Source organism: Flavobacterium sp. PL02, assembly GCF_035013205.1.
GTDB lineage: Bacteria > Bacteroidota > Bacteroidia > Flavobacteriales > Flavobacteriaceae > Flavobacterium.
Window position 1 is genome coordinate 40,207 of sequence record NZ_JAYGJP010000010.1, and the last position, 15,484, is coordinate 55,690.

Below are 15,484 nucleotides of genomic sequence, written 5' to 3' on the forward strand. Positions count from 1 at the left end.
AATTTAAAATTTTAAACTTAATCCCATTTGTACTGTCATTGTAGACACTCGATTAACTCCTAATGAGGCAGTTGCCCATTCTGGGTCATACCCTTCGTAATTTGTAAATACAAACGGATTCAAGACGTTTACATAAAGGCGTAAGCTTTTAAGTTTTAATTTATTTAGTAATTCATCATTAAAACTATACCCTAAAGCAATATTCTGAATTTTAACAAATGAAGCGTCTTTATAAAATGCAACATTATTAGTATCATAATAAACTCCTGCTCCACGTGGTAATGGGTTTGTGTTTGAGTATTGTGCAGGTAAACCAGCTCCATTTGCAGGAACATACCAATCTCCTAAATCTAACTTCTGGCGACCTCTATCGGTTACGTCGGCAAAGTTGTCGTGAAAACTACTAAATACTGTCATTCCCTGATTGGTTATCAAAGACATCGATAAATCAAATTGTTTTACTTTTAATGTTGTAGAGAAACTACCTGACCATTTTGGGTCATAATTCCCTAAGATGGCTCTATCATTATTAGCATCGATTTTACCATCATTATTTAAATCTTTTACTTTTGCTTCTCCCGGTTTTTGACCATAAGAAAGTGCCTGAGCTGCTTCGCTTTCTTGCCAAACTCCATCAAAAACATAATTGTAATAAGAATGAATGTTTTCTCCAATAAATAAGTTATTCCCAACATCATCTACTTTATCTTGTCCATAAATAGATTCTAATTTATTCACGTTTTTAGTAAATGTAAAACTGGTTTCCCAAGTCACATTTTCAGTTTGAATATTCTTGGTTACCAAGGCAACCTCAATTCCTTTGTTACTTACTGAACCTACGTTTGAAGTAATTGTAGGAACTCCAATCTCTAATGGTAATGCTTGCTGGAACAATAAATCTTTAGACAAACGATCATAAACATCTACACTACCAGAGATTCTGTTACGTACAAATCCAAAATCTAAACCTAAGTTTACCTCTTTTGTTTTCTCCCAGGTAAGGTCTGTATTTCCTAAACTTGCAGATGTATATCCGTTTGCAACTGTACCATTAAAATCATAATATGTTGGCACTTTTAAAACGCTTAAACTTGAGTATGGACTTACGTTGTCATTTCCTGTATAACCGATACTTCCTCTTAATTTAAAGTTTGAAACAAATTTTAAATTTTTCATGAATGATTCTTCGTGAACATTCCATCCTAAAGCTACAGATGGGAAAGCTGTCCATTTATTTTCTTCGGATAAAACCGATGATCCATCGTATCGTACTGAAGCTGTTAATAAATAACGCCCTTTGTAAGCATAGTTTAAACGAGCTGCATAAGACTCTAATGTATTTTTGGAATACGGAATAAATATACCTGAAGGAATTAAAGCAATATTACCAGATGGTGTTAATGAATAAGTTGCTTGTGCTCCTGAAGGAAGATTATAAAAACTGGTCTCGAAAGGATTTTCTCTTGAAGAAGAAAAATAAGTTTCGGTTGTATTTGAATAAAAACTCTGAAGTCCTAAAAAGCTAAATACGTGAGCATCTTTTATAGTATAATTGATATTAAACTGATTATCCCAAGTGTAATTAAAGTTGTCTACATTGGTTACATCTCCAGATGTTAAACTTTTGTTTTTAAGTCCAAAATCTGTTTGCGCTCCTAATGATCTACCTTCTCTGGCATCCATTTTTCCTGCTGAAAAAGTTGATTTAAATGATAACCAACTTGTAGCTTTGTACTCTGCAAATACGCTACCTATTGTAGTAAATCTTCTTATTTCGTCGCTAGAATTAGCAATTTCTAAAAGCGGGTTATATGAACCTGTTTTATTTATTCCGAGTGCTCCATTTGGATATTTTAAAGTACCTGGTTGTTGTGCATACGTACCTACTATTTCGTTACCCGATGCATCTATCGCCCATGGTGATGTATATGGATTTTGTCTGAAAGCTTCTTGCATTGCAGTTCCACTTCCTAATTGTTCATCAGTTTTAGACATTGTTAGGTTTACCCCAAATGAGATTTTATCATTTATCTTATGATTCAAACCTGCCTTAAAAGTATATTTATCGATTCCTTCATTATCAATAACTCCAGTTTCTTTTTGCGCTCCTAAACCTATGTTGTAAGCCAATCCATTATCGGCACGACCCGAAACTGTAAAGTAATTATTTTGTGTCATTCCACCTTTAAGCACAGTATCTTGCCAATTGTAACTTTGATTATTTGCTACTCTTTGAAACAAAACTGCATTGGTTCCGCCTTGACCTACAGCAGCATTTAACTCTGTTGGGTCTATATCCATATAAGTAGGATTGCTTGCAGAAATAGAAGTTGCCAAAAATGCTGATTGATGATAATACCACCATTTTTCAGGACTCATTAATTTAGGTAATCTCACAGCTTGTTTATTACCATAAGAAGTATCAAAAGTAACCGTAACACCCGCTTTGGCATTTGTTCCGTTTTTTGTAGTTACAATAATAACTCCACTTCCTCCTCTTGAACCATAAATTGCAGCCGAAGATGCATCTTTAAGTACGTCCATTCTGGCAATGTCTTGCGGATTCAAGAAGTCGATATTATCTGTAGGCACTCCATCTACTACAAAAAGAGGTTTTGATCCATCTTTATTAATAGAGTTTGCTCCTCTTATAATAACATTAAATCCGTCGCCAATTCGTCCTGAGTTTGAAGTCACCTGAACCCCCGCAATACTTCCCTGAATTGCTTCCATAGGATTGGTAACATTTCTTTCGGTTATTTTGGCAGATGATAAAGTATTGACTGCTCCCGTAAGATCTGCTTTCTTAACAGTTCCATATCCTACAACAACTACCTCTTTTAGAGAATTTGTGTCTTCGATAAGGCTTATATTAATTTTTGATTTTCCAGCAACACTCACTTCTTGAGTCTGGAAACCTAAATAGCTTAATACTAAGATTGCTTTACTGCTTGTTACATTTATTTTAAAACTTCCTTCAAAATCTGTCGAAGTTCCGTTTTTAGTTCCTTTTTCTAGAATATTCACTCCTGGCAGAGATAATCCAGCCGCATCGGTAATTTTTCCTTCTATTACAGTAGATTGAGCATTTATGGTATTGCTCAACAGAAAATTCAGGAAAAATAAAAATACAAGATTGTATTTTATTTTTTTCTTTAATAATGATTTAATGTTCATAGTTTGGTTTTAATGGTTTGGTTAATTGATAGTATTTTAATTCATAATTGATTCTATTTTTTTATCATTTATATAGATAGGTAGTGATAAAATTTATGCTTTTAATATTCTTTAGTAAATAAACCTAATCTGCTTTTTTTGCGATTAATCCCTCTTTTTCCATGGATTGGATTCAGAAATATTATGAACTTGTTTCTCTGTATCAAAAACCAACAGTATAATCACATTAAAAACTGCAACTATTTGTGACGTTATAAACTTATTTACAATCATCTATATCGATTATTAATACCTTTTCTGAATAAAAAACAACAATTATGTAATCGATTACACGAAAGTATAAAATTAGTTTGAATGAGCCAAATTAAATTAAATAAAAATTACGTATTTAATTTATATACAGGAATAAAATTATAATAAGTGTAAAAAAACTGATAATTTGTTATTATAATAATTTAAATAAGATTCAAATGTTACATTAAAGTAATCGATTGCTTTAAATGTTCAGTTTCGGCTTGCAGTACTAGTTTACAGTTTCAGTTTACAGTTTCAGTTTACAGTACCAGTTGTGGCGATTGAGAGATGTGAAATATAAATTGTATAATATTTTAATCATAGCTCTCTGTTTCAACCCTGTGATACAGGTTGTGATGATGTATTGTGCTCCAATGGTTGAAACCGTTGGCAATGTTTATAAGATGATATGCAGTGATAGTCTTCGGTTACGGTGATTGAAAATATGAAATGTAAAAAATTGGAATGGAATTACTTGCGGAGATCCCTCCTCCGTCGGGAAGACAAGTTTGTGGAGAAAGATTACCTGTAAGAAGCTACATACTGAGACTGGTACTGTAAACTGACACTAAACACTGTGCCCAAAAAACGAACAAAAAAAAAGAGATATGCAAAAAATTGCATACCTCTTTTTAAACTAATTTATAAGATAACGCTATTTAAACCAACGCGGATCTCCTACATTATTCTCTTTTAATGTCTGATTTCCAACTGTAAAATCACCATTTAAAGCATTTGTGAATTTAGGATCTAATGTTGTGTAATTTCCAGAATTATCAAATTTTATAGGAGTTGCAGCTGTAGTAAAAAGTGCAGCCGAATTATAATAATTATTATTTACAAATGTTGGAGCTGCTGTAACAGCTTGATTTGCAAAGATTGCAGCTGTTTGCGCAAACAATGTATTACGAATTGTCGTTGCATTAGATACAAAACGTATGTACAAAATTCTATTTGAAGCAGTCATTCCATTATTAAATATCGTACAACCATCAATTAATATATTAGTGATTAAACCTGTCCCTGTTAAATCTTTGGCATTATCTATACGGATAAAATCACGTCCTAATGCACAATTATTAAACGTACTGTTTTTTAATGTAAGCTGTCCTAAATGAGTAATCCTAAAATCAATAAAATCACCATTATTAGTCAATACATTTGTTACAACAGTGTTCTCTACTATAGCCGAACCAACTCTTGTATTGGCTTGACTTGAAGATATTAACGATTTTCCGAAATCATGAATATTACATCCACTTATTAAAAGCGGACCATACGTTACATTTGCTTCATTGTATTTAACAGCATCAGTAAGAGTTTTATCTCCGTTTAAATCTAAATCTATCAAATTAAGAATTGTAGATCCATTATTAAGGGAGAAGTTTACATGTAATAATGGTTTCTTATAACTATATAATCCTCTAATAGTGATTGATTTATTTAAACTGATTGTGCCTTTAAAAACAGTATAATCACCAGGCATCAATACTAATACGGCTCCTGGCGCAGCATCGGCAATTTTAGCACTTAAATCATCTTCTGGTTTAACCAAAATCCCTGTTCCTATATCAATTCCTGTTGTAAAATCTAAAAAACCTCTTTTTTTAGTACCATTAAATAAGTCTGCTCTATAAGGTGTTTCTCCTTTTAATCCTGTTATTATCGCAATTCCGTTTGCTTTTTCTTCTGCAGTTACAACATGTTTAATGGTGCCAGGATTAACAACTATTTCTGTTACATTACTATTAGCAACCCATCTCAAGGTAACTTTATTCGACTCTATGTCGCCATCTTGGCTAGCTAAGAAAATTTGCTCTGATGATGTGGTTGCCTTAGTAACAGACCATTTAGAATCTTCTAATCCTGTTGAACTCACTGCTTTTATTCGAATTGAATACGTTGTTTCTCCTTCTAATTGTATACGAACCGGCAATTCTTGTGGATTAACATTAACTGTTTTATAAATAGTCTTAAAGTCTACATCATCTGCGCTAAACTCTACAACATAATGATCTGCATCTTGATTTACAGTCCAATTTAAATCAACTGCTGTTTGATTTCTAACTACTGCAGTCAGGTCTATAGGCGAAAACTCTCTGGTCGCTCCTATTCCGTCTAGTAATCCTTCATTATAAGTTTCGCAGCTAGAAAAAGCAAACATGAACAATAATGTGGCTATTAATCCTTTTAGTATATATTTTATTTTCATAAACTTAATAATTTATAATTAGTTTTAAGTTAAGCTGCTGGATGCAAAACGCTAAATTTTATTTAACACATAGAAACATAGATTTTACGTACAATATGTATAAAAAGAACACAAAAAGAAATACATTTCTTTCGCATAACTAACTATATGCATTTAAAACAAATGAAATGCCTTTTTTAACATACAAAACCAATGTTTCTATGTGTTAAAATTAATTACTCCAACAGGTTTTAAGTTAGATATTAATAGCCATAATCGTTAAACAATTTTCCATTGCTTCCTTCAATAAGCTTTTGCCATATTGGCCAAAACTGTCTTGTATCTGGATCAACCCCAATCTTGTAAATCGAATTTATCTTACTATCCGTAAGTGTACTCCAAGCAAAAGAGGTATAATCTGGTCCTGGATTTACATTCTCACCGCGATTTAATCCATAAATATCAAGAGTTACATTATCAGCTTTGTACTTATAATACAAAGTAGTTGGTACATCGGCATAATCTCCTATGTGTTTTTGTAAATCGAACATTTTTTGCTTGGCTTCGTCTAATTTTACTTTAAGTAAATTCCAACGAATAAGTGCTTGTTTACGTTCCATTTCTCCAGTAAATTCATATTTATTTTCATCTACAATAGCATTGAACATTGCTGTTTTACTACTTAAGCCATTTACATAATTATCTACTTTTTGACTCTGATCTCCAGCAGCAAAAGCTCTTCTGCGTATTTCTTTTAAGTAAGGCGCAGCAGCTGCAGGGCCTTCTAATTCATTAGCAGCTTCGGCAGCAATTAAAAGCACTTCGGCATAACGCATATAAATTTTATTTACTCCATCATCATTTGTAGAAGTCACAAAACGAGTCATCCATTCGTAACGGTATTTACCAAAATACCATTTATTTAATGCTCCTAATTCTTGCTTGGCGATTCCATTTACAGGTTTACCATATAAGTAAGGCACACAGGTAACATCTCTACGACTATCTGATTTATCGTAATCATAAAAAATAGTAGGTAGTGGCCCTGCCGAACCTCCGCGGTTAGGTCCATTTGCATGAAATTGATCTACATCTGTATGCTTTACAGCAAAACTGTACAACATTCTTCCTCTACCATCTGCAAAAGGAATTTCCCAAAGAGATTCCCCTCCTGCCGTAATATTTTCTTGGTTATATTTTCTCCAGAATGTTTCAAATGAAGGTTCCAAATTAGCTTTTCCACTCTGAATAACTGAACGAGATTCATCCAATGCCAATTTATACATTTTATCTACCGAAAGTTCTGTATCATTACTTCTGTGAACACCGTCTGGATATTGCTGAAATCCACTAGCAACCAATGCTAAACGAGCACGTAATCCTTTAACAAAAGCTTTATTAATGCGTTCTACACTTGCAGTAGCAGCACTTTCATTAGGCCACGGAACTAGTGTAGCAGCTTCTCCTAAATCCTGAATAATTTGCTTATAAATTACATCACGACTTGATTTTGGCAAATAAATGGTTTCTGTATTAACTGGCTCAAAACGAGCGGGTAAATCACCATGTGCTTTAACCAAATCTGCGTAAAACACAGCACGCAATGTTAAAGCCTCTCCTAATAAATATCCAAATTCAGTTCCCGGTTTTGGATTACCATATTTACGAATACCGTTGATACAAATATTAGCTCGCTCGATTCCTGTATACATAGATGTCCAAGGGTTACCTCCACCACCTTCTGTTACCTCCAGATTCATCTGGCTATTGGTAGGCTTTGCATCGTAAATACTTAAACCTGCTTTATCATCAGAAGTAGATTCTGAAGCATTATACCACTCAGTATCTGTATTAAATCCGTAAAAAGGAAGAAAACGCCCTCTGTGTCCATTAGTTTCAGCAAATGCTATTTTAATTCCATCAACTGCACCTTTGGTTAATCCCTCATTAGAAAAAATTTCTTGTTCTTCTAATGTTGATTTTCCGGGAGCATCCAAATAATCTTCTGAAAACTCTTGACAAGCACTAAAAAGACTTGTTAAAATTAGTCCTGCTATTATTATTTTATGTTTCATTTTTTGATACGTGTTAAATTAAAAAGCTAGATTTAAACCAAAAACCATTTGCCTGCTACGCGGATATGCAGAGTAATCTACTCCCGGAGTTAGCGGTGTTTTTCTTCTTGTAGAAACCTCAGGATCTGGTCCAGAATAATTCGTAAGAAGGAAAACATTAGTAGCTGTTAGGTAAAATCTTAATTTAGAAACTCCCAATGCCGAAATAAGAGAATTTGGAGATGTATATCCTAATGTAAGCGTATTAAGTCTTAAAAAAGAACCATCTTCGACCGCCCAATCATTAAAAACAAAACGATTCATATATGGCGACCACATTGTTGTATTAGCGTTAAGAGCTGCTAATTGAGTAGGATCTGTTACTAATTGTCCAGAAGCCGGATCAAGATTTGTCCATCTGTTACCATCGGCCATATCTGTACTTAAATTTCTATATTGCCCATTTGGCGTAGAAGTCGTAAATTCAACTTTATTGGCATTATAAACATCATTACCAATACTATAATTAAAAGAAGCTGAAAGATCAAATCCATAAGCGTTACCGTTAATTACAAAACCTCCACTATATTTTGGGTTAGAATTACCAATTATTGTGCGATCATCTACCGTTACCACTCCATCACCGTTTAAATCTTTTAACTTCATACTTCCTGGTTGCACAGCACCAACAATACCTGAGCTGTTTGCAATTCCTGGTTTTAAAGTATATTTCGTTCCATCATAATCAAAATCAGATACTTCATAACGACCATCATTCTTAAAGCCATACATCATACCTATTGGCTGACCTACTTTTACCTGATAATCTCCATCTATCGCCGAATTCCAAGTACTTGAAGGATTAAAACTATCCATAACTCCAAGAGAGTTAATGCGATTTTTATTTATACCTACGTTAAAAGAAAAATTCAAACCATAATTCTGTTTTTGTAATGCCACAACATTTAGAGTAGCTTCAAAACCTGTATTTTGAGTTTCTCCCATGTTTCGATATTGGCTCGAATAACCTGATCCTGCTATAAGGAAATTTATCAAAAGATCTTTAGTTACATTTTTATACATTTCAAAAGATCCATTTACACGGCTTCTAAAAAAATCAAAATCTAATCCTAGGTTTTGTGTTACTGTAGTTTCCCATTTTAAGTCTGGGTTATATAAAATATTTGGTGCAGCCCAATAATTTTCGGTACCATCTATCCAAGAAGATGGGGTTGATTCTAACGTTTTTACAGTTTGTCCGGTCGGGATATTATTATTCCCAGCCTCTCCATAACTCAATCTTACTTTAAGTGAGTTTATCCAGGAAACCTCTTTTAAGAAACTTTCTTCAGATATTTTCCAAGCCGCAGCTGCTGCTGGGAAATATCCCCATTTATTACCATCGGCAAACTTACTCGAACCATCGGCACGGTAGGTTGCTGTAAAAATGTAACGGTCTTTATAATCGTAGTTTATACGCCCAAAAAATGAAAGTAATTTATCATCTGCAAAATAATAATTATCTACAGAGATAGGTTTTCCTTGTGATGTCAATTTTTTTGCTTGTTCAAAATCAAAAAATACTGGAAAACCTTGTAAAGTAGTATTCACATCATTTCTTTGAGAATTGATAGATTCTTCTCCTACAAGAACTTTTAAATTATGGTTGTCTCCCAATGATTTTTTAAAGTCATAATTAAGAGTATTTGCGTTTCTAAAACGAACTTCTGTACGATCACTCATTATAAGTGCAGGCATTCCTTGTAGTGTAGCAGCAGGTTTATTGGCCACATAATAAGTAGAACGTCCGTAAAAACGAGAATCTAAATAACTATAATTATCAAGTCCTAAATCTGTTTTAAAAACCAGTTTATCCGTAATTTTCCATGAAAAACTACCTAACATATTAAAGTTTTTTCTAAGCTGCTGACGATCATTATCGGCTACAGCCACAAAAGGATTTACAAGATAACCTGATACTGCCTCATCTGTATCATCTGTAGTTAAGCCTGGCATTGGTAATGGCGAATATCCCACAGCGTGTTTTAAACGAGAATCATTTGATGAAACCTCATTTTGCTCATTAGCTCCTCCTCCATTTATTTCTGAATTAGAGTAACGCATCGTAAAGGTAAGATCAACTTTTTCACTCGCTTTACTTTTTAGCGCAAGCGATAAGTTATCTCTTTTAAAATCTGAACCTTGCATAATAGCAGTTTCATCATAATGCGCATAATTAAAATTGAAATTAATTTTATCCGAACCACCACGTATAGCTAAATCACGGCTTTGTACTTCTCCAGTACGACCATAAATTTGTTTTTGCCAGTTATCCCCCTTTAAACCTTTGTAAATATCATAATCTTGCCATGATCCAAAATATTTTTCATACGAATCTGCATTTCCTTTTGCGAGCAAAGCATACTCATATTGCCACTTTACAAAATCATCTGGCGCAAGAACATCAATTTCATTAGCCATCTTTTTCATTCCGTAGAACATATTAAAGTTCACTGCAATTTTACCATCTTTACCACTTTTGGTAGTAATAATAATAACTCCATTAGCGCCTCTAGAACCATAAATTGCTGTAGATGCAGCATCTTTTAAGGTGGTAATAGTATCAATATCAGATGGAGAAATATCGTTCATGCTATTTACAGGAAATCCATCTACTATTATTAATGGTGAACTATCTTGCGTTAAAGATCCTCCACCACGAATTCTAATTTTAACTTCTGAATCTGGCGAACCTTCTGAAGATATTACCTGAACTCCAGCTATACGCCCTGTTAGAGCTTCGGCTACGTTTGCAATAGGTGTCTTTCTTACATCGTTACCCGATAAAGTAGAAACAGCGCCAGTTAAATCCCCTTTTTTTACTGATCCGTATCCAATAACAACAACTTCGTTTAATGTATTGGCATCTTCATTTAATACAATATCTATTTTGTTTTTTCCTGTTAGAGCAACTTCTTTAGTTTTAAACCCTATAAACGAAAAAGTTAATATCGCTTTCGGATTGGTAAGTTTGATTTTATAATGTCCGTCAAAGTCGGTCGAAACACCATTCTTTGATCCTTTTTCTAATACATTTACACCCGGTAAAGTTAAACCTGCGGCATCTTTAACGGTACCTTCTATTGTTACATCCTGAGCAAAAATTTGATTGCTCATGAAAAATATCAGAAAAAAGGCCCAGACAAAATAACTTCTTGTCCCTTTTTTTAATAAATGGTTATTATTCATAAATTTGGTTTTAATAGTTAAGGTTTGTTTGTTTTGGTAGTTTATTTTATGCTTTTCATTTTAACACCATTGATGTAGGTATTATTAAACTTTAAATTCTTTACATGTTTAAGCGAATATGGTTTTTCTACTTTATCGATTCTAACATTGGTAAACGTGATATTTTCTATAGGAGATTGCTCATATCCATCGGCAAGAATACCAAACTTTCCTCCATTTTTTACTTTAATATTTTCTAGATTAATGTTTCGTATTGCTGGAATAAAATCACCTACTTGGCTACCATAGATATCATAAAACATGGTAACTCTCAAAACACTTTCGGCAACGGTTCCAACTTCAATATTCCTTACATAAACATTCTCTGTAAGTCCACCTCTTTTTGAGTTCGTTTTGATTCTAATAGCTCTATCTAGATTAGGGCTATCCATGATGCAATTTTCTACAAAAACATTGCTTACACCAGCAGATATCTCACTTCCCATTACAACACCGCCATGACCATCTATCATTTTGCAGTTTTGAACAATGATATTTTTACTTGGAATTCCAACTCTTCTGCCATCCCCATCTCTACCAGATTTTATAGCAATACAATCATCACCAGTATTAAAAGTGCAGTTTCTGATAATTACATTTTGTGAATATTCCGGATCGCAACCGTCATTATTAGGTCCATGACTTATTATAGTTACACCATCGACGATTACATCTCTGGATTTCATAGGATGGATAACCCATGAAGGCACATCGATGATTTTTACATCTTTTACCAAAACAGTATTACACTCGAAGAACTCTAAGAAGTTTGGGCGTATATAATGGCCTTCTCCAAAAACTCTTTCGGCTACCGGAGTTCCTATTTCTCCCATTTCTACCAAAGCTGGACGATTAAGTGCATCATTCTGGCTTGGCATTCCTTTTTCCCAACCATACCCCTTACCAGCCCAAGTCCACCAGTTTTTAGTACTAGATTGACCGTTAAGCGTTCCTTTTCCGGTTACTGCAACATTTGTTTTTTTGTAAGCATATATGAAAGGAGAATAATTCATCATTTCTGTTCCCTCAAAAGAGGTATGAACTATAGGATAATCTTTAGGATTTGTACTAAATAAAATCTCTGCATTATCATCCAGAAACAAATTCACATTATTGTCTAAATGTATTGCTCCTGTAAAATATTTTCCGTTTGGCACTACTACCTTACCACCACCACTTGCAACACAAGCTTCAATAGCTTTTTTAAACGCTAGCGTATTATCTGTAACACCATCAGATATTGCTCCATACTCATTTATGTTAAAATTTTTATCTGGAAATTTTGTAGTAGGAATTTTTTTAATTATTTCTTCCATTTCCTTCCATGGATTTTTTTGAGCTTGTAATTTAGAAGAAGTAATACACGATAAAAATAAAGCTGTAATTACTATATAAATATATTTAGTATTCGCAAGTATTGGTTTATTTATAAGCATTGTGGTATAGTTTTTAGAATTCGTTTTCAACAATTAAATATTTTAATGTAATCGATTACACGAAAATATATAATTACTTTGAATGCGCCAAATATATTTAGATAAAAATTAGATATTTAATTTTTAATCACAAATAAAATTATATTTAGTTCAAAAAAACTAATAAATTATTACTATAATACACTTTTAAAAGCCTTACTAAAGAAATAAAGTAATCGATAACAACTACCAGCCATTAATGTTAAAAAAATTCTTATTTTTGTAACTTACTAATAAAAAGACTACTGCTGCATGAGCGAAAAAATAACTATTTATGATATTGCCGAAAGATTAAATATCACTGCTGCTACTGTATCTAGAGCATTAAATAATAATCCTAAGATCAAAGAAAGTACGCGTAAGTTAGTTATAGAAACAGCTGCTGCGATGAACTACAAACAAAACAGACTTGCTCTTGCTCTACAGAGTGGAAGAAGCAATAATGTAGGTGTTATTGTTCCTCGTATAGATAGTAACTTTTTTGCCTCGGTAATTAGAGGTATTGAAGAAGAATTACACCCTCATGGTTTTCATGTTATTATTTGTCAAACTCATGAAAATCCAAAAAGAGAAAATGAAAACTTACATACATTACTTGATGCTCAGGTAGATGGGATTTTAATGTCGGTTACCGATGTTACAAATGAAAACGATACAGCATTTATGAATATCGTTAACAATAACGTTCCGCTAATATTTTTTGATAGAAAAAAAGACATCAACGGGGTAAGTTCTGTAACAATCGATGACTTTAAAGGTGGATACGAAACCACCAAACATCTTATTAATCAGGGATGTAAATCTATTGCACATTTTTCTGGAGATCAGTCGCTGGAAATTTTCAAAAACAGGTTTCTTGGTTACAAACAGGCTTTATTAGATTCTGGATTAACATTTGACGAAAAATATGTTATCCAATCCAAAAGTAGCGTTGATGCAGGAAAAGAAGCATTAGATATTTTGATGCAATACGATACGCCACCAGATGCTATATTTTCTTCGAGTGATTTTGCAGCTTTGGGAGCAATTCAGGAATTGAGAGCCAGAGATATTAATATTCCAGCCGATTTTTGTGTTGCTGGTTTTAGTAACGAACCTTTTACTAAATTCATGGAATTATCTATAACTTCTGTAGATCAGTCTCCATTAGAAATGGGTAAAATGTCGGCTCGTGTTTTCTTAGAACAAATGGAGAAAACAGATAAAATCATGATCGAAAAAAAGGTAGTCCTGAAGCCTGAATTACACATCCGTAAATCATCTGCAAGAACTACCTCTTAGTTTTTTATTTTAACCATATAAGTTATGTAAGTTCATTTAAGCGAAATGTTTATAAAACTTATATTTCCTTACACAACTTATATGGTTGGTAATTTTATCTTAAAGCGAAACCCCACGTTTCCAAGGAATAAAATCGTTTTGGTTTAAAATCGCAGCCTTCGTTTTGATCTTACCACTTGCTACATTTATTATAAATTCTAACATTTCATCACCCATTTCTTCAATAGATTTTTCTCCTGTGATGATTCCGCCAGTATCAATATCTATAATATCCGACATTTTTGCAGCCAACTCAGAGTTTGATGAAATTTTTACAACTGGTGCAATTGGGTTTCCTGTTGGAGTTCCTAAACCTGTTGTAAACAAAACCATATTTGCTCCAGAACCAACCATTGCCGTAGTACATTCTACATCATTCCCTGGAGTACAAAGCAAGTTTAAACCTGGTTTTGTAATATATTCTCCATAATCCGAAACACCTACAATTGGCGAAGTTCCTCCTTTTTTGGCAGCACCAGCCGATTTCATTGCATCGGTAATTAAACCATCTTTTATATTTCCTGGTGAAGGGTTCATATCAAATCCAGAACCTGCATCGACAACCGTTTTTTCATACCATTTCATCAATTCCAAGAAACGTTTTCCGCTCTCGTCCTCTACACAACGGTTTACCAACTCCTGCTCTACTCCACATAATTCTGGAAACTCCGAAAGAATTGTAGTTCCTCCTAAAGCAGCCAATAAATCAGAAGTTATACCTAATGTTGGGTTCGCCGAAATTCCTGAAAATCCATCAGAACCACCACATTCCAATCCAATTTTTAATTTAGACAATGGAGCTGGCGTTCTTTGTATTTCATTCGCTTTTTTAATAGCTTCAAATGTATCTTTTACAACGCTACTAAGCATTGCCTCGATAGTTCCTATTTGTTGCTGGTCATAAATTAAAACAGGCTTTTTACTGTTAGGATTTATCTCGTCCAGAGCATCTTTAAAAATCTGAATTTGAAGATTCTGACATCCTAAACTCAATACGGTTGCCCCTGCCACGTTAGGATTGTTTACATAACCAGCCAACAATTTGGCTAAACTATGCGAATCCTGACGAATACCACCACATCCACCTTGATGGGTGATGAATTTTACTTCGATATTATTGAATAAATTAGAATCATTAGAAGCTGCTTCATTACTAGCACCACCACTTTCTGACTTTACCAAAGAACGAAGCAATAACTGGTAATCATTCTCTTTAGGCTTCATTAATTCCTTCTCGAAAATATCTTTTAAGATTTCGATATTTCTGTTTTCACAAAAAACCAAAGGGAAAAACAACCAAACATTTTCAGTTCCTACTTGCCCATCTTCTCTATGATATCCGTCAAAAGTTCTGTCTTTCCATTTATCTATATTTGGAACAGTCCATCCTATAGATTCTGTTTTTTCGAATACTTTAGCACTTTCATGTTTTACATTACTTATCGTAAGTACATCTCCTTTTACAATCGTTTGACTTGCTCTTCCGACCAAAACACCATACATAATAATTTTTTCGCCTGACGCAAAATCAGACAAAGCAATTTTATGTTTCATTTTCACATCAGTCTTAATAATGATGTCTTCACCTTCAAAATTGATGACCTCACCAGCTGAAAGATTTACCAAAGCTACCGCTACATTATCGGTAGGATGAACTTTTATTAATTTTTTTTGAGTTGCCATGA

7 protein-coding genes are annotated in these 15,484 nt (G+C 33.5%); 1 reads left to right on the forward strand and 6 read right to left on the reverse strand.

Translation table 11 applies throughout. The features are described from left to right. Positions 1-3: 3 nt before the first annotated feature. The 5 genes from SHI72_RS20540 to SHI72_RS20560 form a co-directional block, all read right to left on the reverse strand. On the reverse strand, positions 4-3,177 hold the full coding sequence (locus tag SHI72_RS20540) for a SusC/RagA family TonB-linked outer membrane protein (protein ID WP_323491228.1): 3,174 nt from the start codon (positions 3,175-3,177) through the stop codon (positions 4-6). A gap of 949 nt (positions 3,178-4,126) precedes the next feature. After that, positions 4,127-5,683 (reverse strand): DUF4957 domain-containing protein, encoded by a 1,557-nt coding sequence (locus tag SHI72_RS20545; protein WP_323491229.1) that lies wholly within the window; start codon positions 5,681-5,683, stop codon positions 4,127-4,129. Between the two features lie 242 nt (positions 5,684-5,925). After that, entirely contained in the window at positions 5,926-7,737 is a 1,812-nt protein-coding gene (locus SHI72_RS20550; RefSeq protein ID WP_323491230.1) for a RagB/SusD family nutrient uptake outer membrane protein, read from the reverse strand. Between the two features lie 18 nt (positions 7,738-7,755). Then, on the reverse strand, positions 7,756-10,965 hold the full coding sequence (locus SHI72_RS20555) for a TonB-dependent receptor (RefSeq protein ID WP_323491231.1): 3,210 nt from the start codon (positions 10,963-10,965) through the stop codon (positions 7,756-7,758). A gap of 41 nt (positions 10,966-11,006) precedes the next feature. Further along, positions 11,007-12,440 (reverse strand): glycoside hydrolase family 28 protein, encoded by a 1,434-nt coding sequence (locus SHI72_RS20560; RefSeq protein WP_039119509.1) that lies wholly within the window; start codon positions 12,438-12,440, stop codon positions 11,007-11,009. 291 nt (positions 12,441-12,731) lie between these two features. On the opposite strand from SHI72_RS20560, the gene SHI72_RS20565 reads away from it, so the two are divergent. Continuing rightward, positions 12,732-13,760: a LacI family DNA-binding transcriptional regulator gene (locus SHI72_RS20565; protein ID WP_086894317.1), complete on the forward strand. Its 1,029-nt coding sequence runs from the start codon at positions 12,732-12,734 to the stop codon at positions 13,758-13,760. Positions 13,761-13,859: 99 nt separating this feature from the next. On the opposite strand, the gene SHI72_RS20570 is transcribed toward SHI72_RS20565, so the two are convergent. Beyond that, positions 13,860-15,482 (reverse strand): altronate dehydratase family protein, encoded by a 1,623-nt coding sequence (locus SHI72_RS20570; protein ID WP_323491232.1) that lies wholly within the window; start codon positions 15,480-15,482, stop codon positions 13,860-13,862. Positions 15,483-15,484 lie beyond the last annotated feature (2 nt).